24 protein-coding genes are annotated in these 21,929 nt (G+C 64.1%); 13 read left to right on the top strand and 11 right to left on the bottom strand.

Features of this window, described 5'->3' with window-relative positions:
* Window positions 1-72 precede the first annotated feature (72 nt).
* Together ACN9MY_RS12415 and ACN9MY_RS12420 are read left to right on the top strand one after the other, a co-directional pair.
* Window positions 73-603: a hypothetical protein gene (locus ACN9MY_RS12415; protein ID WP_426171018.1), complete on the top strand. Its 531-nt coding sequence runs from the start codon at window positions 73-75 to the stop codon at window positions 601-603.
* A 166-nt stretch (window positions 604-769) separates the two neighbouring features.
* Window positions 770-1,129, top strand: a complete 360-nt coding sequence (locus ACN9MY_RS12420; RefSeq protein WP_426171020.1) for a hypothetical protein — start codon at window positions 770-772, stop codon at window positions 1,127-1,129.
* Between the two features lie 8 nt (window positions 1,130-1,137).
* On the opposite strand, the gene ACN9MY_RS12425 is transcribed toward ACN9MY_RS12420, so the two are convergent.
* The 7 genes from ACN9MY_RS12425 to ACN9MY_RS12455 all read right to left on the bottom strand — a co-directional run bounded on the left by ACN9MY_RS12425 (window position 1,138) and on the right by ACN9MY_RS12455 (window position 6,999).
* Window positions 1,138-2,037, bottom strand: a complete 900-nt coding sequence (locus ACN9MY_RS12425; protein ID WP_426322681.1) for a universal stress protein — start codon at window positions 2,035-2,037, stop codon at window positions 1,138-1,140.
* 9 nt (window positions 2,038-2,046) lie between these two features.
* On the bottom strand, window positions 2,047-2,424 hold the full coding sequence (locus ACN9MY_RS12430; RefSeq protein ID WP_055934865.1) for a TraR/DksA family transcriptional regulator: 378 nt from the start codon (window positions 2,422-2,424) through the stop codon (window positions 2,047-2,049).
* A gap of 54 nt (window positions 2,425-2,478) precedes the next feature.
* Window positions 2,479-2,943, bottom strand: coding sequence for a hypothetical protein (locus tag ACN9MY_RS12435; RefSeq protein ID WP_426171023.1), 465 nt, complete (start codon window positions 2,941-2,943; stop codon window positions 2,479-2,481).
* Window positions 2,940-3,764 carry a hypothetical protein gene (locus ACN9MY_RS12440; RefSeq protein ID WP_426322684.1) on the bottom strand — a complete coding sequence of 275 codons (825 nt, stop codon included), beginning with the start codon at window positions 3,762-3,764 and terminating at the stop codon, window positions 2,940-2,942. The genes ACN9MY_RS12435 and ACN9MY_RS12440 overlap by 4 nt, the downstream gene beginning before the upstream one ends.
* A 72-nt stretch (window positions 3,765-3,836) precedes the next feature.
* Window positions 3,837-4,619, bottom strand: coding sequence for a 2-oxo-tetronate isomerase (gene otnI, locus ACN9MY_RS12445; protein ID WP_426322686.1), 783 nt, complete (start codon window positions 4,617-4,619; stop codon window positions 3,837-3,839).
* 29 nt (window positions 4,620-4,648) lie between these two features.
* Window positions 4,649-6,070: a DEAD/DEAH box helicase gene (locus ACN9MY_RS12450; protein ID WP_426171028.1), complete on the bottom strand. Its 1,422-nt coding sequence runs from the start codon at window positions 6,068-6,070 to the stop codon at window positions 4,649-4,651.
* Between the two features lie 146 nt (window positions 6,071-6,216).
* On the bottom strand, window positions 6,217-6,999 hold the full coding sequence (locus ACN9MY_RS12455) for an inositol monophosphatase family protein (protein WP_426172179.1): 783 nt from the start codon (window positions 6,997-6,999) through the stop codon (window positions 6,217-6,219).
* A 151-nt stretch (window positions 7,000-7,150) separates the two neighbouring features.
* Here ACN9MY_RS12455 and ACN9MY_RS12460 point away from each other — a divergent pair, with 151 nt between their 5' ends.
* The 6 genes from ACN9MY_RS12460 (at window position 7,151) to ACN9MY_RS12485 (ending at window position 15,670) form a co-directional block, all read left to right on the top strand.
* Window positions 7,151-7,912, top strand: coding sequence for an RNA methyltransferase (locus ACN9MY_RS12460; RefSeq protein ID WP_426171030.1), 762 nt, complete (start codon window positions 7,151-7,153; stop codon window positions 7,910-7,912).
* Window positions 7,913-7,980: 68 nt separating this feature from the next.
* The gene (locus tag ACN9MY_RS12465; RefSeq protein WP_426337398.1) at window positions 7,981-8,478 is read left to right on the top strand and encodes a hypothetical protein; all 498 of its coding nucleotides are present in this window, start codon (window positions 7,981-7,983) and stop codon (window positions 8,476-8,478) included.
* On the top strand, window positions 8,475-10,082 hold the full coding sequence (locus ACN9MY_RS12470) for a GMC family oxidoreductase N-terminal domain-containing protein (RefSeq protein ID WP_426337399.1): 1,608 nt from the start codon (window positions 8,475-8,477) through the stop codon (window positions 10,080-10,082). The genes ACN9MY_RS12465 and ACN9MY_RS12470 overlap by 4 nt, the downstream gene beginning before the upstream one ends.
* A gap of 3 nt (window positions 10,083-10,085) precedes the next feature.
* Window positions 10,086-10,973 (top strand): esterase/lipase family protein, encoded by an 888-nt coding sequence (locus tag ACN9MY_RS12475; protein ID WP_426322694.1) that lies wholly within the window; start codon window positions 10,086-10,088, stop codon window positions 10,971-10,973.
* Between the two features lie 69 nt (window positions 10,974-11,042).
* Window positions 11,043-12,011 (top strand): PAS domain-containing sensor histidine kinase, encoded by a 969-nt coding sequence (locus ACN9MY_RS12480; protein WP_426322696.1) that lies wholly within the window; start codon window positions 11,043-11,045, stop codon window positions 12,009-12,011.
* Window positions 12,012-12,046: 35 nt separating this feature from the next.
* Window positions 12,047-15,670: an EAL domain-containing protein gene (locus tag ACN9MY_RS12485; RefSeq protein WP_426171038.1), complete on the top strand. Its 3,624-nt coding sequence runs from the start codon at window positions 12,047-12,049 to the stop codon at window positions 15,668-15,670.
* On the opposite strand, the gene ACN9MY_RS12490 is transcribed toward ACN9MY_RS12485, so the two are convergent.
* A complete protein-coding gene (locus tag ACN9MY_RS12490; protein ID WP_426337635.1) occupies window positions 15,667-17,022 on the bottom strand; it encodes a SagB/ThcOx family dehydrogenase in 1,356 nt (451 codons plus the stop codon). The two genes, ACN9MY_RS12485 and ACN9MY_RS12490, sit on opposite strands and share 4 nt — an antisense overlap.
* 606 nt (window positions 17,023-17,628) lie before the next feature.
* Between ACN9MY_RS12490 and ACN9MY_RS12495 the strand changes: the two genes are divergently transcribed.
* Genes ACN9MY_RS12495 through ACN9MY_RS12505 form a run of 3 tightly spaced genes read left to right on the top strand, consistent with a single transcriptional unit; the run spans window position 17,629 to window position 19,234 of the window.
* Complete coding sequence (locus ACN9MY_RS12495) at window positions 17,629-17,976, top strand: phasin family protein (protein ID WP_426171040.1); 348 nt, start codon at window positions 17,629-17,631, stop codon at window positions 17,974-17,976.
* Between the two features lie 59 nt (window positions 17,977-18,035).
* Window positions 18,036-18,701, top strand: coding sequence for a TetR/AcrR family transcriptional regulator (locus ACN9MY_RS12500; RefSeq protein WP_055934831.1), 666 nt, complete (start codon window positions 18,036-18,038; stop codon window positions 18,699-18,701).
* The gene (locus tag ACN9MY_RS12505) at window positions 18,698-19,234 is read left to right on the top strand and encodes a TIGR00730 family Rossman fold protein (RefSeq protein WP_426171042.1); all 537 of its coding nucleotides are present in this window, start codon (window positions 18,698-18,700) and stop codon (window positions 19,232-19,234) included. The genes ACN9MY_RS12500 and ACN9MY_RS12505 overlap by 4 nt, the downstream gene beginning before the upstream one ends.
* Here ACN9MY_RS12505 and ACN9MY_RS12510 read toward each other — a convergent pair.
* The gene (locus ACN9MY_RS12510; RefSeq protein WP_426337400.1) at window positions 19,231-19,731 is read right to left on the bottom strand and encodes a YgjP-like metallopeptidase domain-containing protein; all 501 of its coding nucleotides are present in this window, start codon (window positions 19,729-19,731) and stop codon (window positions 19,231-19,233) included. The two genes, ACN9MY_RS12505 and ACN9MY_RS12510, sit on opposite strands and share 4 nt — an antisense overlap.
* Window positions 19,732-19,757: 26 nt before the next feature.
* Between ACN9MY_RS12510 and ACN9MY_RS12515 the strand changes: the two genes are divergently transcribed.
* Both ACN9MY_RS12515 and ACN9MY_RS12520 read left to right on the top strand, forming a co-directional pair.
* Complete coding sequence (locus ACN9MY_RS12515; protein ID WP_426337401.1) at window positions 19,758-20,603, top strand: endonuclease; 846 nt, start codon at window positions 19,758-19,760, stop codon at window positions 20,601-20,603.
* A complete protein-coding gene (locus tag ACN9MY_RS12520) occupies window positions 20,604-20,819 on the top strand; it encodes a DUF7661 family protein (protein ID WP_426322702.1) in 216 nt (71 codons plus the stop codon). It begins immediately after the preceding gene.
* On the opposite strand, the gene ACN9MY_RS12525 is transcribed toward ACN9MY_RS12520, so the two are convergent.
* Both ACN9MY_RS12525 and cydX read right to left on the bottom strand, forming a co-directional pair.
* Window positions 20,806-21,687, bottom strand: a complete 882-nt coding sequence (locus ACN9MY_RS12525; protein WP_426337402.1) for a PhzF family phenazine biosynthesis protein — start codon at window positions 21,685-21,687, stop codon at window positions 20,806-20,808. The genes ACN9MY_RS12520 and ACN9MY_RS12525 overlap by 14 nt on opposite strands.
* A gap of 84 nt (window positions 21,688-21,771) precedes the next feature.
* Window positions 21,772-21,924, bottom strand: a complete 153-nt coding sequence (cydX, locus tag ACN9MY_RS12530; protein WP_426171053.1) for a cytochrome bd-I oxidase subunit CydX — start codon at window positions 21,922-21,924, stop codon at window positions 21,772-21,774.
* Window positions 21,925-21,929 lie beyond the last annotated feature (5 nt).

Here is a 21,929-nt window from a genome sequence, read left to right on the forward strand (position 1 = left end):
AGGTGCGCGTGCGATAGCTAACAGTCATAAAGGCCAGGCTTAGGCAGGCTAGGGCTTTTGGGAGGAACCGCCATGGCCACCATCATTGCAGGACATTTCCAGTTGCAGGAAACCGCGCTCGAGGTATGCGAAGCGTTCAAGGCTGCCGGTTTCGCTGCCGGCAGCGTATCGACCTTCTTCAACAACCCGCCCGGGCAGCACAATGTGATTCCGACCGGCGGCGACCGCCCCGAGTCGCCGGGCGCGCAGCAAACCCCGGAGGCGGTGGCCAAGGGCGAAGTGACCGGCGCGGCCATCGGCGCCGCGGCAGGGGCGGCCACCATTCCCTTGACCGGGCCGCTGGGCCCGGTGCTGGGCGGCCTGGTCGGCGCCCACGTGGGCTCGCTGTACAGCTTTTCCGAACTGAAGGAGAAGAACGAATCGGGGCCGCCGCCACGCCGCTCCGGCATGATGGTTGCCGTGGCAGTCGACGGCGGGCAAGAGGCGCGGGCGATCGAGCTGATGCGCCAGCAGGGCGCGGAAAAAATCGAGCGCGCCCAAGGCATTATCGAGAACGGCGACTGGAAGGATTTTGATCCCTTGTCAGTCCCACAATTTGTTTGAGCGCCCTGTTGCGGAATGCAAACGCCCCCTGTGCGAAAAGTAATTTTCGGTATGATAGTTGCTACAATAAAAGCAGCGAACTAGACGTGGATCATGACCACGGCGTGCCGTCCAGTACATCATCTGCCACAAGAGCTATCGCTTTGTTCTGAGGGGGAGAGGGCCAATGACACAGGCATGGGTAGTCCTTTCGCGGCCGGATCGCCGCGATATTTCGGCGCCGACCGAAGCCCAACTGGTGGCGGCACTGTCGGATGTGTACGGCGGCAAGATCCACGGCCCCGATGGCATTCCCGGCAGCGCCACCCTGAAGTTCGGCTATGACGACGGCCTGATGTACCAGGTCGAAGTCGGCCAGGACGGCGCCGTACGCTACGAGGAGTGGTCGGACCGCGATTGCGAAATTGCGCTCGCCACGCCGCGCCATATGAGCTGCAAGCAGGAAGATGCATTGCAAATCTGGAAGTGGCTGGCGCTGCGCCAGGTCGCCAAGATTCGCAGCCAGGCCTGGCTCTCCGAGGGATGATGGCGCGCTCAATGCGACATCAGCAGCGGCAGCGTCATCGCGTCGAGCACGCTGCGCGTGACGCCGCCCAGCAGCGTTTCGCGGAAGCGCGAATGGCCGTACGCCCCCATCACCAGTAAGTCGCAATCGCGCTCGCCGGCCAGGGCCAGCAGCTGTTCGCCCACGTTGCCGGGGCGCTTCAGCAGGCCCAGGCGTTCGCTCTGGGCCAGCACCAGTTTCGCCATCACGCCATGCCGCTCCAGCCAGGCCAGCACGTCGGTGCCGGGCGGATCGCCGAAGACGCCGGGACGCGCCTCGGCATCGACAATCGCCACCGTCACGCTGTCGGCGCGGCGCAGCAGGGGCAGCGCATCCTGCAGTGCGCGCCCGGCTTCGCGGCTGGCATTCCAGCCGACCAGGATGTGGCGCGCCGGCGCCGGGCCGCCCGGGCTGGCCACGCCATCGCTGCTGACGGCAATGGCAGACGAGGTGCGGGCGGCAAAGGGCATGACCAGCACCGGCTTGCCGCTGCCGGCCAGCACTTCGGCCGGCACGTCGGGACCGCGCCCGTTCGGCGCGAGCTGGCCGACGATCACCAGGTCGGCATGGCGCGCCATCAGGCTCAGGCCGGCAGCCGGTTCATCGTCGAGGATGCGCTGTTCGAACGATTGCACGCCCAGCGCCTGCAGGCGCGGCGCGAAGTCGGCCAGCGCATGGCTGGCCCGCTCGCGCAGGATGTCGAGGTGGCGTGCCAGATTGGGATCATTGTCGTCCACCGTTTCGTTCTGGTACAGGAAGCGCGAAATGCCGGTGGTGGCGACGCCGATGACGTGGGCGCCTTCCTGCAGCGCCAGTTCGCCGGCCAGCAGGATGCGCGCTGCGCTATGGGGCGCTTCATCGACGTGCACCAGGATAGTTTTGTAGGCCATGGCTTTTTCTCAGCGCAGGGCCGCCGTCGCTTTCTCCAGCCGCGTCTGGCACGCGATGCACAGCGGTGCTTCGGGCCGCGCATTCAGGCGCGAGAAGGGGATCTCATTGCCGCAATTGTCGCACAAGCCGTAGCTGCCTTCGTCGATCTTGGCCAGGGCGTGGCGGATACTGCTGAGCTGTGCCTGCTTGTGTTCGTCGGCTTCCAGTTCGAGCTGGTTGAGGGTGCGATTGCTGGCGCTGTCTGCCGGCGAGGTTTCGATTTCCTCCACCGCCGGGACGCGCGCCAGCTCGCCGTCCATGCGGCCGGCAAGCTGCTGCAAAAGTGCTAGCTTGCGTTGCTCCAGCGCGGCTTGCAATGATGCAAGCTGATCCGGCGACAGGCCCATGGCGGTCTCCACGAATTCATTGTTCGGAAGACCATTGTATGCCTGCTGCGTTAATTACGCACTCTCGCGTGCATGGCGTGCGGCCAGCTGTTTTTTCAGGCTCTCCAGCGGCGCTGCCAGGTGTTCGGGCCGGGCCGCGGCAATCGCTGCCGCCACGGCCAGCAAGTCGGCGCTGATGCCGGCCAGTTCCTTGACGCGCTCGATGCGGCGGATGGTTTCGCGTGCTTCGCTGGCCAGCCGCAGCAGTTCGGGCAGGGTGACGCCCATGCCTTCCAGCGAATGGCTGGCGGCATCGACGTACAGGCTGTTGGCCTGCTGGCGCAGCGCCACTTCGTTTTCGAACAGGGCCTGGGCCGCGCCGTGCGTCAGCGGCGCGCCTGCGCCCTTGCCGTTGTTGCCCTCCAGCCGTTGCTGCTGGCGGATGCCGCGCATGATGCGCTCGTGCAGTTCGTCGGCGCTGGCGGACAGGCTGTCGGCCAGCGTTTCCAGGTCGTGCGGCAGGGCGGCGGTCAGGCTCATGGCTGGGCTCCTTGGGCGGTGGCAGGCGGGATGGCGGACGATGCGCTGCCGGCGGTGTCGGTCGCCGGCAGCGGGTCGAGGCCGCGGTACAGGGCGGCGTGGCGTTCGCGGATGGCATCGATGTTTTGCGCCGCCAGCGTGTGGCGCAGGCCGAGCAGGCGGTACTCCTTCAACTTTTCCTGCTGGTGCGCGCGGGCCAGGGCGGCCAGCAGGCGGTCGCGCGGCGCGTCGGCATAGGGAATTTCCACCGCCAGCATGCCGAGCACGATGCGCTGCTCGTTGTCGTGGTTCTTGTTGAAGTAACGCAGCAGGGTGTGCATGGCGTCAAGCGTGCCTTGCAGCGGCTCGTACCCTTCGCGCAGCATGGCTTGCACGGCCTGGTCCTGTTCGCGTGCCGTGGCGCTGCGCAGCAGCAGGCGCACCAGGCCGGCATAGGCGTTGACATGGCGGTCGCTCAGGCCGGTATCGGGCCAGGCCTTGATGCTTTGCGACATTTGCTTGACCTGGTCGCCGTAATGGAAGGTGTCGCCGCTGGCCAGGGCGCCCAGGGCACGCAGGTAGGTGGTGGCGGCGCTGTGCAGGGCGATGAAATCGGGATAGGCGTCGTGGCGCTTGCGGTCGATCGCTTCCTCGCGCTGGACGGCTGCGGCGCTGAGGTAGGGCTGCTCGCGCTGGAAGGTATCGCGGAAGCGTTGGCTCAGGTCGTTGAATCCGGCCAGCTTGGGCGCGTCGTCGGCAAGGGCGCGCACCTCCCGCAGGCGCGGATTGCTGGCGCAGGCGGCCAGTAGCAGGCACAACAGGATGCACAGGTAACGTTTCATGGCGGGTCTCCTCGGGCGGCAGAGACCATCTTGCACCTCGGCGCAGCGGGCGCGTTTGCGCCAGCGCAAAGGTCAGGCGCGCAGGTAGGGCGTGGCCCAGGCCAGGCTGTCTTCGGTGCGCGCGCCAGGCAGGTACTCGCAGCCGATCCAGCCCCGGTAGCCGAGCTCGTCGAGCAGGCGGAACAGGAAAGGATAGTTGATCTCGCCCGTGCCCGGTTCATGGCGGCCCGGCGTGTCGGCCAGTTGCATGTGGCGGATATGGGGCAGGCAGGCGCGGATGGTGTTGGCCAGCTCGCCCTCCATGCGCTGCATGTGGTAAATGTCGTACTGCAGGAACAGGTTGGGGCGCGCGGCGTCGGCCAGGATCTCGAGCGCCTGGCGGCTGTGGTTCAGGAAATAGCCGGGAATGTCGAAATGGTTGATCGGCTCGATCAGCACCTCAATGCCATGGGGCGCGAACTGGTCGGCGGCGTATTGCAAGGCGCGGATATACGCCTCGCGTGCACGTTCCGGCGCCAGGCCGCCGGGCAGGATACCGGCCATGCAATGCACGCGCGGCGTGTCCAGCTCCCTCGCGTATTCCAGGGCGAGGCCGACGCTATCCTGGAATTCCTCGAAGCGGCGCGGATCACAAGCCATGCCGCGCTCGCCCGCTTGCCAGTCGCCGGGCGGCAGGTTGTGCAGCACCAGTTGCAGCTGGTGGCGCTGCAAGCGTTCCTTGATGTCGTCGGAATCGAAGGCGTAGGGGAAAAGGAATTCCACGCCCTTGAAGCCTGCCGCATGCGCCAGCCCGAAGCGCTCGATGAAGGGCGCTTCGGTGAACAGCATGGACAGGTTGGCAGCGAACTGTGGCATGCCCGCGATTATAGCGGGCCTGGCCTGGTTCAGCGTGGAGGGCGGTTGCGCGGGGCGTTGGATGGGCGCGAGCCGCTTGGGCTGCCGCCTGGACGGGCGTCGCGGCGGATGCCGGCCGGGGCTGCTGCGCGCGGGGCGCCGCCGTTGCCGCTGGCAGCCACGCGTGGCTTGCCCTGGCCATTCTGGCTGCGGTTGCCGCCGCCGTTTCCGCCATTGCCGTTGCCGCCAGGGCGTGGGGGGCGATTCGTATGGCGGCCGACACCGCTGCGCAGCTGGATCGGCTGCGCCTTGGCGTTCGGGTCCGGCTCGAAGCCCGGGATGATTTCGCGCGGCAGCGTGACCTTGATCAGGCGTTCGATATCGCGCAGCATGACGTGTTCGTCCACGCACACCAGGGACACTGCTTCGCCCTTGGCGCCGGCGCGGCCGGTGCGGCCGATGCGGTGCACATAATCTTCCGGCACGTTCGGCAGGTCATAGTTGACCACGTGCGGCAACTGGTCGATGTCGATGCCGCGCGCGGCGATATCGGTGGCGACCAGGCATTGCAGCGTGCCATCCTTGAACTCGGCCAGCGCGCGGGTACGCGCGGTCTGGCTCTTGTTGCCGTGGATCGCCATGGCTTTCACGCCGTCCTTGCCCAGTTGCTCGACCAGCTTGTTGGCGCCGTGCTTGGTGCGGGTGAAGACCAGTACCTGGGTCCAGGCGTGGGTGCGGATCAGGTGCGACAGCATCGGGTGCTTCTTGTCGCGGTCGACCGGATGGATCTTCTGCGAGATGATTTCCACCGTCGAATTGCGGCGCGCCACTTCGATGGTCTTCGGGTTGTCCAGCAGGCCGTCGGCCAGGGCCTTGATCTCGTCGGAGAAGGTGGCCGAGAACAGCAGGTTCTGGCGCTTCGGCGGCAGGGCGGCCAGCACTTTGCGGATATCGCGGATGAAGCCCATGTCCAGCATGCGGTCGGCTTCGTCCAGGATCAGGATCTCGATCTTGTCGAGGTTGACGGTGCCCTGGCCCATGTGGTCCAGCAGGCGGCCTGGCGTGGCCACCAGGATGTCGACGCCGTGCTTGAGCAGCTTGATCTGCGGGTTGATGCTGACGCCGCCGAAAATCACGGCCGAATTCAGCTTGGTGTATTTACCGTAAGTCTTGACGCTTTCTTCCACCTGGGCCGCCAGTTCGCGGGTCGGGGTTAGGATCAGGGCGCGGATCGGGCGCGGCGAAGTATTGTTGACCAGCTTGCTGCCGAAGGCGTCGGTGGACAGGCGGTGTAGAACGGGCAGCGTGAAGCCGGCAGTCTTGCCGGTACCGGTCTGGGCGCCTGCCAGCAGGTCGCCGCCATTCAGTACGGCAGGAATGGCCTGGCCCTGGATCGGGGTTGGGGCTGTATAGCCGGTTTCGGCGACCGCGCGCAGAATGGCATCGGACAAGCCGAGATCGGAAAAGTTCATAGTTATTATATAAATTATGTGGAAATTATTGCCATACGGAAACGTCGGCCCTGTGCGGAGTATAGCAGCAAGTCCGATTCATTGACGCACGGCAATAACAAAAGAGGCCCCGCAGGGCCTCGTTTGTGGCGGTTTTGGGCTTGTTTTTATGCAAATTCTGCCAGCAGGCCAACCATCTGGCCGAACACCTTTGGCGAGGCCGCGATGATGTGGCCGGTGTTCATATAGTTCGATTCGCCGTTGAACTCGCCGGCGATGCCGCCCGCTTCGGTCACCAGCAGGGCGCCGGCCGCGATGTCCCATGGCTTGAGGTTCTTTTCGTAGTAGCCATCCAGGCGGCCGCAAGCGACGTAGGCCAGGTCCAGGGCGGCGGAGCCGGCGCGGCGGATGCCGTGCGAGCGCTCGGCCATGATGGTGAACATCTTGGCGAACTCAGCGATGGCGGCCGGGCTGCCTGGCTTGTAGCCGGAAGCGAGCAGGGCGCCGCTGATGCGGTCGAGCTTGTTGACGCGGATGCGCTTTTCGTTGAGGTAGGCGCCGGCGCCCTTGGTGGCGGTGAACAGGTCGTTGTGTACCGGGTCGTAGACCACGGCCTGGGTCACTACGCCTTTTTGCTGCAGGGCGATAGAGATGCAGTACTGTGGGAAGCCGTGCATGAAGTTGGTGGTGCCGTCCAGTGGATCGATGATCCACACGTATTCGCTCTCGTCATTGACGGTGCCGGTCACGCCGGATTCTTCGGCGAAGATGGCGTGGTCGGGATAGGCTTTCAGCAGCACTTCGATGATGGCCTGTTCGGCGGCCTGGTCAACATCAGTGACGAAGTCATTGTGTTGTTTTTCAGTTACGTTCACGCGATCCAGGTCGAAGGATGCGCGGTTGATCACAGCGGCGCCACGGCGCGCGGCCTTGATGGCCGTATTCAGCATTGGGTGCATACTAGCTTCCGTAAAATAGACATTGCCGCCCACGGAAACGCTTCGCGCATCCGGCAGCGGAAATGATGACAAGATTGAAAAAGAGCGGCGCGTTGTGCGGGCAAGGTAAAATGCGGCCCAACGCAGAATCCCGCTATTGTAAATGAAGCAGACCGAAACCGCACCTTCCGCCTTCCACCGCCTCCGCGTCGTCCTGGTGGAAACCAGCCGCCCCGGCAATATCGGATCAGTGGCGCGCGCCATGAAAACCATGGGTTTTTCCGACCTGGTGCTGGTCAATCCGCGCTTCGAAGGGGCCTGCGAGCATGAGGAAGCGGTGGCCTTTGCCTCCGGCGCGCAGGATATCCTGTCGTCGGCGCGGGTGGTGGGCAGCATGGCCGAAGCGCTGGAAGGGATCAACTTCACGGCGGCCGTGTCGGCGCGGCTGCGCGAGTTTTCGCCGCCGGTGGTAACGCCGCGTGAATTTGCTGGCCAGCTGGCGGCCGGGGCGGAGCTGAACGCGGCCCTGATCTTCGGCAATGAGCGCTTTGGCCTGCCGAATGAGATTGTCGAACCTTGCAATGTGCTGGTGAATATCCCGGCCAATCCCGACTATTCCTCGCTCAACCTGGCGCAGGCGGCCCAGGTCCTGGTGTATGAATGCCGCATGGCGGCGCTCGACGGGCAGCGTGCGGCCAGCCCGGTCGGTTTCCACGGCGAAGCGGCCAGCGCGGCCCAGATCGACGGCATGTACGAGCACCTGGAGCAGGCGCTGGTCGAGGTCGGCTTTCTCGACGCCAGCAATCCGCGCAAGCTGATGCCCCGCCTGAAGCGCATGTTTGCGCGCGCCGGGCTGGAAACGGAAGAAGTCAACATCCTGCGCGGCATTGCGCGCCAGATGCAGGTGCGCAGCCGCAGGGATTAGAGGTCTTTCTCTAGTCGGGGCGCGGCGGCGTCCTTAGAATCCCCCTATAACTATTAAGAGGGGACTAGATGCAACGCAGATCATTCTTGAAGGCTGGGCTGCTGGGCGGCCTGGCGCTGGTCGCCGGCGGGGCCGTGTACCGGCAACTCCGTCCGGCCGTGGCCGAGCGTTTTGCGCTCGATGCCGAGGGCCGCACCATGCTGGCGGCGCTGATTCCAGCCATTACCGGCGTCGCGCCCGACGCGGCAGCGCTGCAGGCGGCAATCGACCGCGTCGGCGCGGCCATCAATGGGCTGCCGCTGCGCGTGCAGAAGGAAATCAGTGACCTGTTCGGCTTGCTGAACATGGCGCCCACGCGCCGGCTGCTGGCTGGCGTGCCGGCCTGGCATGACGCAACGGCGGAGCAGTTGGCGGCCTTCCTGGAGGGGTGGCGCACCCATCGCACCGAGATGCTGCAGACGGCTTACCATGGCTTGCATGACCTGGTACTCGGCGCCTGGTATGCCGAATCTTCGACCTGGGCGGCCATCGCCTATTCCGGCCCGATGAAGGAGTTGAGCGCATGAGCAGCCCGATTCCAGATCCAATCCAGGCCGGCATCGCCGCTGGCTGGCAAGTCATCGATGCCTCCACCTTGCAGCAGGACCGCAGCTTCGACGCCGACGTGGTCGTGGTCGGCACGGGCGCGGGCGGCGGCGTGACCGCGGAAATCCTGGCGCAAGCCGGCCTGAAAGTGCTGATGGTGGAAGAGGGCGCGCTGAAATCGTCGAAGGACTTCAAGATGCGCGAGGCCGATGCCTATCCTTCCCTTTACCAGGATTCCGCCGCCCGCAAGACCGCCGACAAGGCGATCAACATCCTGCAGGGCCGCACCGTCGGCGGCACCACGGTGGTCAACTGGACATCCAGCTTCCGCACTCCGGCCGACACGCTGGGCTGGTGGCAGTCGAAATACGGCCTGCGCGACTATAGTGTGGAAGGCATGGCGCCCTGGTTCCAGAAAATGGAAGAGCGCCTGCACATCAGCGACTGGCCGACCCCGCCGAACGCCAACAATGACCTGCTGCGCACCGGCGCCGACAAGCTGGGCATCAAGACCGCCCTGATCCGGCGCAACGTCAACGGCTGCTGGAACCTGGGCTATTGCGGCATGGGCTGCCCGACCAATGCCAAGCAGTCGATGCTGGTGACGACCATTCCGTCCGCGCTGGAAAAAGGCGCCGTGCTGCTGACGCGCGCCCGCGCCGAGCGCTTCACGCTGGCGGGCGGCCATGCCACCTCGCTCGAGTGCGCGGCGCTGACTGCGGATGGCATGGAACCGACCGGCCGCCGCCTGACGCTCAAGGCGCGCCACTTCGTGGTCGCGGGCGGCGCCATCAACTCGCCGGCGCTGCTGCTGCGCTCCGGTGCGCCCGATCCGCAGCAGCTGCTTGGCCAGCGCACCTTCCTGCATCCGGTGGTGGTGTCGATGGGGCTGTACCCGCAAGCGGTGGAAGCCTTCAACGGCGCGCCGCAGACCGTCTATTCCGACCATTTCCTGCATACCCAGGCGCTGGACGGCCCCATGGGCTACAAGCTGGAAGTCGCGCCGCTGCATCCGGTGCTGGGCGCGACCACGCTGGCAGGCTACGGCCCGTCCCATGCCAACCTGATGAAGCGCTTTGCCAACGTGCAGGGCATGCTGGCGCTGCTGCGCGACGGCTTCCATCCGGAAGCGGCCGGCGGCCGCGTGACGCTGCACAGCGACGGCTCGCCGCGCCTGGACTATCCGTTGACGCCTTACTTCTGGGAAGGCGCGCGCCGCGCCTTGCTGACCATGGCGGAAATCCAGTTCGCCGCCGGCGCCGACGGGGTAGGCCCGGTGCACGAACTGGTGCGTCAGCCCTACAAGAACTGGGATGAGGCGCGCCAGGCCATTGCCGTGCTGCCGATGCAAAAGCTGCTGACGCGCGTCGTCTCGGCCCACGTCATGGGCGGTTGCGCGATGACGGGCGATGCCGCCACCGGCGTCGTGGCGCCGGACGGGCTGTATCGCGGCATCGGCAACCTGTCGGTGCACGACGGCTCGCTGTTCCCGACCTCGATCGGCGCCAATCCGCAGCTGTCGATCTATGGCGTCGCGGCCCGGCTGGCAAGCGGCCTGGCCGAGCGCCTGGCAAGGAAGGCCTGACCAATGGTAAAACGCATGCTGCTGATGATCATGGCCACGCAAGTGGCCGTTGCGATCGTCATCGCATGGGCGTTATCGCGCCTGGTGCCAGCCGATGTGGCGCTGCTGCTGGCGGTGATTGTTGTGCTATTGGTACGCCTGGCGATCACGGCCAACAATTTCCGCATGACGCTGCGGCCGCTGCCGGAAGAGGCGCACCTGGGCCTGCTGCAACGCTTGCAACTGTTCTTTCACGAGTATGCGTCCACCATGGCCGTGACGTCTTGGCATATGTTGCGCCACCAGCCGCGCATGCATATTGCAAGGACGCCGCGCGGCTTGCCGGTGCTGCTGGTGCACGGCTATGGCGCCAACGGCGGCTTCTGGGTCCACCTGGCCGAGCAGCTGGAAGAGCGCGGCTACAGTCATGCCACCGTGGATCTGGAACCGGTGTTCGGCGATATCGAAGACTTTGCCGTGCAGCTGGAGCAGGGCGTGCAGGCGCTGCTGGCTGCCAGCGGCAGCGAGAAGGTCATCATCGTGGCGCACAGCATGGGCGGGCTGGTGGCGCGCGCCTGGCTGCGCCGCTTCGGCGCCGCGCATGTGGCGCGCATCATCACGCTGGCTACGCCGCACCACGGCACCGACCTGGCGCACCTTGGGCCGGGCCACAACGCGCGCCAGATGCAGCGCAATGCCGAATGGCTGGCGCAGCTGGATGCCGCCGACCGCAACCGGCGCGGCCTGTTCACCTCCATCTACTCCTGGCACGACAACATCATCGCGCCGCAGGATTCCTGCCACCTGCCCGGCGCCCGCAATATCGCACTGCATGGCATCGGCCATGTCGGCATGGGCCGCCATCCAGCGATCGCAAGCCACATTCTTGCGGAGATTTTGGGTATCACTTAGACTGTCTTGAGGCCAAGCAAGAAACGCTGCAATTTTGACCCTGGTTGGTTTCAATAAGAAAGCGGGACGATGGCGACAGACTACGGCAAGCTCGAAGAAACCCTGGAGGCCGAAGAGTGCTTTGGCAGCCTGCTCGAATCCATGCCGGATGCTATCGTGGTGGCCAACGAATCTGGCCGCATCGTGCTGGCCAACTGCCGCGCGGAAGACCTGTTCGACTACCTGCCGGGGGAAATGCGCGGCATGGCCCTGGAAGCCGTGCTGCCCAAGGGGCCGGAAGCCTGGGGGGCGCGCAAGGGCGGGGACAGGTTCGCGGCCGACGTGCGCAGCAGCCAGCTGGGCGCCGGCGCCAGCAGGCTGCAAGTCCATTCCGTACGTGATATCAGCGAACTGGCAAAGGCCAGCCAGGCCAAGGAGCGCTTCCTGGGCAGCATGTCGCATGAATTGCGCACGCCGCTGAATGCCATCATCGGTTTCACAGGCACGTTGCTGATGCAGCTTCCGGGTCCCTTGAATGCGGATCAGGAGAAGCAGCTGCGTACCGTGCAAGCCAGCGCGCGCCACCTGCTCGCCCTGATCAACGACCTGCTGGACTTTGCCAAGATCGGCTCGGGCAAGGTGGAGTTGAACGCCGAGCCGCTGAACTGCCGTGCCGTTGTCGAAGAGCTGGCGATGGCGTTCCGCCCGCAGGCAAAGCAGAAAGGGCTGGTGCTGCATTTCCGCGCGCCGGCGCAAGCCGTGATGCTGCGCACCGACCGCCGCGCCTTGCAGCAAATCCTGGGCAACCTGTTGACTAACGCGATCAAATTTACCGAACGTGGCGAAGTCAGTATCGCCCTGGAACGCAGCGTGGCCGGGGGCAAGCCCGTGGTGCAGGTCAGTGTCAGCGACACCGGTACCGGCGTCACGGAAGACATCATGCAACAACTGGGCATTCGCCTGAGCCAGAAACTGGCGGCACTGTTGAACGGCTCGGTCCGGCATTTCGACAAACCTGGCAATGGCAGCATATTTGTGCTCACATTGCCGCTGGAATAGCGGATACTAGAGGCGATACATTGACAGGAGTACCAATGTCAGCACGCATCCTGATTATCGAAGACAACCCTACGAATATGGAGCTGATGGTGTACCTGCTCCGTGCCTTCGGCTATCAGCCGCTCCTGGCCCACAACGGAGAGGAAGGCGTGGAAGTGGCGCGCCGCGAAGTGCCCGACCTGATCATCTGCGATGTGCACCTGCCCAAGCTCGATGGCTACGGCGTGGTGGCGCAACTGAAACAAGACCCGGAACTGAAAGACATTCCCGCGCTGGCCGTGACCGCACTGGCCATGGTCGGCGACCGCGAAAAGCTGCTCGCTGCCGGCTTTGACGGCTATATCGGCAAGCCGATCGAACCTGACACCTTCGTCTCGCAAATCGAGTCTTTTTTGCCGGGGGAGATGTCGCCCCGGGATGAGAACGACATCGCGACGATCCTGATCGTCGACGATCATGTACTGAACCGCGAATTCCTGATGACGCTGCTGGGCTACAGCGGCCACCGCCTGCTGGAAGCGTCCAGCGGCATGGAAGGCTTGAAGGTGATGGAAGCGGAGCGGCCGGACCTGGTCATTTCCGACATCCTGATGCCGAACATGGATGGCTATGAGTTCGTCAACCGCATCCGCAGCAAGCCGGAACTGGCTGACGTGCCGATCATTTTCTATACCGCGACCTACCGCGAGCGCGAGGCGATGGCAGTGGCGGAAGCGTGCGGCGTGCGCTGGGTGCTGCCCAAGCCGTCCGACCCGGACGTGATCCTGAAGACGGTGCACCAGGCCCTGGGCATGGCGGAGCAGGGCGAGGCGCTGCCGGCATTTGCACCGGAGCCGCCCAGCCAGGGCCGCCTGTTCGATATCGAGCACAAGGTGGCGGAATACATCGACGAACTGGAGTCGAGCAGCCAGGGCATTACGCGCATCGCCAACAACGGCGAGACGCATGAAGGCGAGCCGGAACACCTGAACCAGATGACCGAGCGCCTGTCGCGTTCCCTCTCCAGCCTGCAGGCTGTCAGCTTGCGCCTGACGGCCCTGATCGAGCTGGGGATCGAGCTCGGCGCCGAGCGCGATGCGCAAGGCCTGATTGAAATCGGCGTGCGCGTGGCCCAGAATATTTGCGTGTCGCGCTTCGCCTGCATCGGCGTGCTGGAACAGGATGCGCAGGAGACCAGCTATTTTGCATCCTGCGGCGTGGGCGAACAGGCCCAGGTCGTGGCGGGCCAGCCGCGCGCCGGCATCCTTGACAGCCTGCTGCAGCAACGCCAGCCGGTTCGCATGAGCCGCCTGGGCGGCGATCCGCGTGAGATCGGGCTGCCGGCCGGGCACCCGCAGGTGCATTCCTTCCTTGGCGTGCCGATTGCCTCGCGCGAACGCGTGCACGGCTGGCTTTACCTGGTGGACAAGCTGGGCGCCGACGAATTCAACGAAGTCGATGAACGGGTGGCGGTGACGGTGGCGGCGCAGATTTCAGTCGCCTACGAAAACCTGCTGCTGTACGAGGAAATCAGCCGCCACCACGCCCAGCTCCAGCTGGACATGAACGCGCGCATCCGGCTTGACGAAGACCTGCGCCGCTTCCGGCTTGCCATGGACGCGACGGCCGATGCGATCTTCCTGGTCGACCGCGCCAATTCCTGTTTCATCGACGTCAATGTGACAGCCTGCCGCATGCTGGGTTTCGCGCGCGAGGAATTCCTGAAGGTTGGGCCGGATCGTGAGCTGGTTCCCGGCTTGCAGCCTTTGCAGGACCTGTACGACAAGCTGCTGGCGGGCGACCAGAGCGGGGCGATGGCCGAGTTGCTGCTTGAATGCAAGGATGGTTCGCCGCTGTCCGTGGAAGTGCAGCGCCGCACGCTGCGCTCGGGCCAGAACTGGATCCTGGTGGCCGTTGCGCGCGACATCACGGAGCGCAAGGAGGCGGAGCGCCGCCTGCTCAAGCTGGCCCATTTCGATACCCTGACCGGCCTGCCGAACCGCAGCCAGTTCTACGATTCCCTGACGCTGTCGCTGAAACAGGCGGCCGAGCATAACTGGGCGCTGGCGGTACTGTTCCTCGACATGGACCGCTTCAAGAACATCAACGACACGCTGGGCCACACCATCGGCGACGAGCTGCTGCGGCAGTTCTCCAGCCGACTGGTGGAGTGCCTGCGCGTGCGCGACACCATCGGGCGTTTCGGGGGCGACGAGTTCGCGGCGATCCTGATGCTGCCGGAAGGTGCGCAGAACGCCATCGCGGTAGTCGACAAGATCCGCGAGGCGATGCGCCAGCCCTTCGACCTGAAGGGCCACGAGGTGACGGTCACCGCCAGCATCGGCATTTCCGTTTTCCCGGAAGATGGCAGCGATCCCGATACCTTGATCCAGTACGCCGATACGGCGATGTACCGCGCCAAGGAGGCGGGCCGAGACGCCTTCCGCTTCTTCACCGCGGAGATGAATGCGCAATCGCTGGCGCGGCTGGACATGGAAAATGCGCTGCGGCGCGCCATCGACAACAATGAATTCAGGCTGTACTACCAGCCCAAGGTGCATATTGCCTCCGGCCGCATCAGCGGCGCCGAAGTGCTGCTGCGCTGGGAGCGGCCAGGCCACGGGCTGGTGTCGCCGGCGCTGTTCATCCCGCTGCTGGAGGAAACCGGCCTGATCGTGCGAGTCGGGAGCTGGGTGATGCATGAATCCTGCCGCAAGATTGCCGAGTGGGCGAAAGGAGATGTCGGCCCCGTGCATTTGTCGGTCAACGTATCCGGGATACAGTTCTTCGTCGGCGGCCTGGAAGAAGAGGTGATGCGGGCGATCAAGGAGAACGATATCTCGCCGGAACTGCTGGAGCTGGAGCTGACCGAAAGCTCGCTGATGTCCAATGCCGAGGAAACCATCACGGTCCTGCAAAACCTGAAGGCGCTGGGCGTGAAGATTTCGATCGACGATTTCGGCACCGGCTACTCGTCGCTGGCTTACCTGAAACGCTTCCCGATCGACAAGCTGAAGATCGACATCGCTTTCGTGCGCGAGGTAACCAGCAATCCGGACGATGCGGCGATCGTGCTGGCCATCATCAATATGGCCCACAGCCTGAAATTGAAAGTGATTGCGGAGGGCGTGGAGAAGGATGCGCAACTGTCCTACCTGCGGCGCCACGACTGCGACGAAATGCAGGGCTATTACTTCAGCCGCCCCTTGCCCGAGGCCGACTTCGTGCAGATGCTGCGCGAAGGGCGCCACCTACAAACGCCGACGGACGAAAGCATCGTCGACCAGCAAACCTTGCTGATTGTCGATGACGATGCCTTCATGCTCGATGTGCTGAGCGATTTCCTGGCGCAGGACGGCTACCGGATCCTGACTGCCCAGACCGCGGCGGAAGGCTTCGACGTGCTGGCGCGGCACCGCGTGCAGGTGATCCTGTGCGACCAGTGCATGCCGATGATGACCGGGACCGAGTTCATGGAGCGGGTCAAGAACCTGGCGCCGGATACGTTCCGCATCATGCTGTCGGCCTATGCAGACCTGACGCCGATCATGGCTGCCATCAACCACGGGGCGATTGACCGCTTCTACACCAAGCCGTGGAAGGGGGCGGTGCTGCGCGAGAATATCCGCGAAGGCTTCCGGCTGCATTCGCAAGTCAGGGCGCCGCAATACCTCAATTAATCGGCCGCCTGGCCGAGGGCGGCGAAGTGCAGGACCCAGCGGCCTTTCTCCGCCTTGACCAGCGCCGCCGCCTCGTCGTCGTAGAACGCACCGACGGGACAGGCGCCCAGTCCCCTGGCGACGGCGCCCAGCAGCCAGCGCTCGCTCATCAGGCCTGCTTCCAGGAAGGCCATGCGGTAGCCGCGGGCGCCGTTTTTCAGCGCCCGGGCGCTGTCGGCGGAGAGGATGAGGACGACGGCGGCGTCGCCGATGACGTCCTGGTCCAGCGCTGCGTTGCGGGCCTGTGCCGCGAAGTCGCCAAGCTGCACTGGCTGCAGCGCATGCCGCGTTGGCAGGTAGCGATAGACGCCGGGCCTTAGTCCAGCTACGCGATTCACCACCAGGTCTGCATGCAATGCGCCTGACAAGAGCGGTGCCTGCGCCATGTCGGCCAATATCGATGCCAGTTGCTGGAGCTGGACCGGCCGTTCCGGGAAGCGGCGCTGGCTGCGGCGCTGCAGGATTGTTCGGGCCAGGTCCATTGGCGCCGCATCGCCCGGCGGCAGGGCGACCAGTCCGTCCGCACGCAGTGCGCGCGCGGACGTGCCGCCGTTGGCCGCCGAGGTGGCGGCATGGATTTCGCCGGTCACGCCGAGGCTGGCCCCTGGAGCAGAATCGGCACTGCCGGGAGGCAGCGTTTGGGCTGCCGGCCTGCCCGGCGCGGCTGCAGTCGGGCGTGAAAAAGTCGCCATCGCAATCACGCCTTCCTGCACGCCATCCAGCCCGAATAGCGACGCCAGGGCCGTTTCGTCGAATTGTTCTAGAAGGACGGCGTGCACGCCAACATAATGTCCCGCCAGCCGGGCATTTTCCAGCAGGTGCCCCAGGTCGGCTGCGACATAGCGGTAAGCGCGATCGCGATACTTGTAACCGGTCCTCTGGAAGACAGCCGACACCACCATCAGCAAATCCGCCTCGACTGCAAGCAGCCCGGAACGAAGTCCGCCAAGCCACGCCAGCCGATGCTGGTCGGGATCAAAATGGTAAAGCCCCGGTTGCAAGCCATTGACACGCCTGGCAACCAGGTAAAGCTCGGCAGGGAACAGGGCGCCGGAAGAGGGCGCGGCGCGCAATGCAAGTCCTCCGCGCCTGGCGGTGACGCCTGCAGTCAGGTGCAGTAACTGCCCAACGGCCGCAAGGTCGAGAGCCTGCCCTGGGTGCGGCGCTGCCGGGCCGCGCAGCATGGCGCCCAGACTGCGAGAGTCGGCATCGTCCGGTACGGCGCGAGGCAAGGCGATATGTGGCGAGGCCGGATAGCTTTTGAAGGGAGGCCGTTGTGCGCCCCAATCGACCGCGGGAGCGCGGCGCAACATGCCGCTGCGCGAAGACGATGACGCTTCGTGATAGCGCAGCACCGTCGCAATGGCAGCCGCGAGAGTGTCGCCGCGCGCATCCGTCACGCCAACCGGGGGCGGTACGCCGCGTGCGCCCCAATGCGCACCAAGCGCAAAGGCCAGCACCAAAGCCCCCGCGATACCGGCGATCAGCACGCTGCCGCGCCACGCCCTGGCGCCGGCAGGCCGGTGCGGCGCTGGCGGCGAGCCATGCCGCTGCCGCAGCCAGCGCAGGGCCGTCGGCAAATTGAAGAACAGATGCAGCGACACCAGGAGCAGCGTCGCATAGCCGAACAGGTAATGCCAATCGAACACGGGAAGCTGCTGGTTGGCGACCCAGAACAATCCCAGGCCGGCAGTGCAGAGAAGGTAGGCCATCAGCAGCAGGCTGCTATGCATATTGAGCGCAAGGCGCGACGGTGCTTTCCCGCGCCATGCCAGCGCGAGCAGGGCGGCGTACACCGCCAACGGCAGCAGCACCCACAGGATTTTCGGCCCCATGCGGGCATTGTAGACCGCATTAGAAGCCCCGTTCTAGAGAGCGCGACTTACAATGGCAGCAGAATAAATACAGGAGCCGCCGCCATGGGTAAAAAGACGAAATCGTTTGAGGAAAGCGAAGAACGGCTGACCAAGGCAGTACGCGAATCGGCACAGGAGATCTGGAAGGCGGGGCTGGGGGCCTTCACCGACCTGCAAAAACGTGCCCGAGCCGTCGAAGGCGACCGCGCCGTCCATGTGCGCGAAACCGTCAATTCGCTGGAAAGAGTGTTCGAGGAGCGGGTGACGCGGGCGCTGGACTCGATTGGCGTGCCAATGCGGCAGGACATCAACGCCCTGATCGACCGGATGGATGAACTGAGCCGGCAGGTCGAAGAATTGAAGGCTTTGGTGAAAAAGCCCGTCAAAAAGGCCACAACGAAAAAAGCGTAACTTCTGGAAAGCTTCTAATAGTGATATCCTTGCAGGGGAAACAATAGAGCCCCCCTGTTATGCTACAAAAAGCGCCAAGACGAACCCGCGAACGCATCCTGGAACTCTCGCTGCGCTTGTTTAACGAGTTCGGCGAGCCCAATATCACGACCACCGTCATTGCCGAGGAGATGAATATCTCCCCGGGGAACCTCTATTACCATTTCAGGAACAAGGACGACATCGTCAACTCCATCTTCGTCCAGTTCAAGGCCGAAGCCGAGCGCATGCTGCAGGTGCCTAGCGGCCGCCGCTCAAACGTGGAGGACGTGTGGCTGTACCTGCACCTGATGTTCGAGCTGATCTGGCGTTACCGCTTCTTCTACCGTGACCTGAACGACCTGCTGTCGCGCAACCGCAAGCTGGAGCTGGAGTTCAAGGAACTGCTGGCCCACAAGATCAAGGTGGCGCGCAATCTGTGCCTGGACCTGCGCAGCGAAGGCTCGCTGGAAGCCAGCGACATGGCGATCGACGCGATGTCGGTGAATATGGTGGTAGTGGCGACGTATTGGCTATCCTACGAATACGTGCGCAACCCGCGCAAATACTCCGAACAGCAATCGATGGCGGATGCACTGGCGCGCGGCTGCTACCAGGTGCTGTCCCAGATCGGCCCTTACCTGCGCGGCGAAACCAGCCTGCTGTTCCAGAAACTGTCTGAAGAATACCTGAAGAAGCTCAAATGAAATCGATTTGCGTATATTGCGGCGCCAATGCCGGCGCCTCCCCTCGTTACGCCGAACAGGCGCGTGCGCTGGCCGCGGCCCTGGTGGAGCAGAACCTGGCGCTGGTGTATGGCGGCGGCAATGTGGGCTTGATGGGCGTGATTGCCGACGAAGTGCTGCGCCTTGGCGGCGAAGTGACCGGCGTGATCCCGACCGCCCTGGTCGAGCGCGAAGTAGGCCATAACGGCCTGACGCGCCAGTTCATCGTCAAGGATATGCACGAGCGCAAAGCCATGATGGCGCAGTTGTCGGATGGCTTTATCGCCATGCCGGGCGGCATGGGCACGCTGGAAGAACTGTTCGAGATGCTGACCTGGTCGCAGCTCGGCATCCACAGCAAGCCGGTTGGCCTGCTGAACGTCGATGGTTTCTACGACAAGCTGGTCGGCTTCATCGAGCACGCCCGCGACCAGGGATTCATCAAGCCCCAGCACGCGGCCATGGTGCGTGTGAACGCCTCGCCGACGGCCCTGGTGCAAAGCCTGCGCGGCTAAGGCCAGAGCTTCTTGCCGGACGCATCGAGGTACGTCAGGTACAGGCGGGTGTCGAACTCGTATTGGTGGTAGTTCGGCTCCATATACGTGCACAGCTTGTAGAACGCCTTGTCGTGTTGCTTTTCTTTTACGTGGGCCAGTTCGTGCACTGCGATCATGCGCAGGAATTCCAGCGGCACTTCCCTGAACATCGTCGCGACGCGGATTTCGTGCTTGGCTTTCAGCTTGCCGCCCTGGACGCGTGACACGGAGGTGTGCAGGCCGAGCGCGTGGTTGATCACGTGGATCTTGCTGTCGAAAGCCACTTTGTCAATCGGGGCCGCATTGCGCAGGAATTCGTTGCGAAGATCCTGGACGTAGTCGTACAGCGCACGGTCATTGCGGATATCGTGGGCTTTCGGATAACGTTGCAGCAGTACTTCGCCAAGGCGGCCCTGGTCCATTACCTGGCGGACCTGCGAAAGTGTCTGTTCTGAGTAAGCGCTGAGGTATTTCATGGCGGGGCGAATGGTATCATGGCCGCATGCGCACCCACGTCAATTCGGTGGGACTGCTGGTGGTCAGCGACCCCGTATTGAACTTCAGCTATCCCGCCCACATCCCCAGAGAATGCATCGATGCCTTGCCGTCGCTGCCGGGTATTTACATCTTTCGCGATGCGGCCGGCAAGCCGGTCTACATCGGCAAGAGCGTCAATATCCGCACACGGGTGCTGTCGCACATGCGAACGACGGAGGAAATGCAGATGCTGGCGCGCGCCGCCACGATCGACTTCGAGCGCACCGGCGGCGAGATTGGCGCTTTGCTGCGCGAATCGGAACTGGTCAAACGGCACCAGCCGGTCTTCAATTCCAAGCTGCGCAGGCTGCGCGAAATGTGCTCGATCAGCATGGCGGGCGACCGTCCCGAGATCGTCTTTGCACGGGAAGTGGACTTTGCGCTGGCCGGCCAGCTATATGGACTGTTTGGCAGCAAAAAGGCGGCCATCGAAACGCTGCGCGACGTGGTTCATGCACGTAGCCTGTGCCCGGTGGCGACCGGGCTTGAGAAGGGCGTTCCGGGTCGGCCGTGTTTTGCGCGGCAGGTGGCGCGCTGCAAGGGCGCTTGCACTGGCGAAGAGCCTGCAGCCGATCACGCGGCACGGGTACGCCAGGCGCTGGAACCGTTGCGCGTGACACGCTGGCCGTTCGCTGGCGCGGTGGCAATCGTCGAAGAATCGGCGGGACTGCGCCAGCGTGCGATCGTCGATCGCTGGTGCTATCTTGGTGTCGACAAGCCGCGTGCGGCCGCTGTGAGCTTCGATATCGATGTGTACAATATCCTCGTGCGCCCGCTGCAGTCGGGCACTTTACGCATCGAGGAGCTTTGAATGTCGTTGAAGTTCAATGTATTCGGCACGCGCATCCATATTGAGCGCCAGGGCGGCCAGTGGGCTGCTTTCTATCCCGGTTCGGACGGCAAGCGGCGCGCGGCCGACTTCGTCATCCCGCACGATGTCGAGGAGGCCGACCTGGCCCTTTACCTCGGCGATCTTTTCCATGAAGAGGCGCGGCCTGCCTACCCTGAAGTGATCAGGGTAGCGTAATGGTTCCGTCAACACAGGTGATGGCGTTGCCGCCGACGCGGATTAGCTTGTCGCCGGTCGACAGTTTCAATATTCCCACACGTCCGACACGCGCGCCTTGCGACGCAAGGAATTCGCGGCCAAAGGCGTCGGCCTGGCCGGTGTGGCGCAGGTAGGCGGCCAGGCTGCCATTGCCGCTGCCGCAAACCGGATCTTCATTGATGCCATGTGCAGGGGCGAAGGCGCGCACTTCGATATGTGTCGCGGCGCCTGCAGCGTGCGGACCGAAGATCACCACGCCAGTGTGGCGGCCTTTGATGTCTTGCGCCTTCATCCGCGCAAAATCCGGAGCGCATTCCAACACCGCTTCTGCGCTCGGCAACTGCGCGACTACCCAGCGCGCGCCGACCTCGACCAGGTGAGGTGAGGCGCCTTGCGCCACTGGCGTGTTGAGGATAGCGTGCAATTCATCAGCCTGACCGGCGTCGAGCGCGGTACAGGTCGGGGTGGGCAGGTCAAACGCGATCCATTGGGCGCCGTCCGGGGCGCTTTCCACCGTCAAGCGGACCAGTCCAGCGGCGCACTGCTGGACTAGCGCGCCATCGCGGGCAGTCACCATGCCGGCTTCCAACAAGGCGTGTGCCGTGCCAATGGTTGGATGCCCGGCGAAAGGCAGTTCGCCACCGGGAGTGAAAATCCGCACGTGGTAGTCGGCGCCAAGGGCGGTTACTGGTAACACGAAGGTGGTTTCGGACAGGTTGGTCCAATTCGCGATTTGCTGCATCTGCGCCGTGGACAGGCCAGCGGCGTCAAGCATGACAGCGACCGGGTTGCCCTTGAAGGGCGTGCTGGTGAAGACGTCAACAGTTTTGAGCGGAACGGTTTTCATGGCCTCAAGTGTATTTGCCGCTTGCCGCGGGCTGAAGCGACACTTGAGCAATCCAGGGCCAGTACTGTACTGGCCCTGCGACCGTTACACATCGGCGTCGCGTGCGGATTCGAAGCGGGCGCGCGTCAGTTCTTCCTTGCGCTCTCCGAAGGCGTAGTTCGCCTCCAACCACATCACATTGATGATGGCGGCGAAGACGGCGACGCAGATGCCGAGGATCCAGGTGAAGTACCACATGACTG

This window comes from Pseudoduganella sp. R-31 (genome assembly GCF_049913235.1).
In the GTDB taxonomy this organism is placed as follows: domain Bacteria; phylum Pseudomonadota; class Gammaproteobacteria; order Burkholderiales; family Burkholderiaceae_D; genus Rugamonas.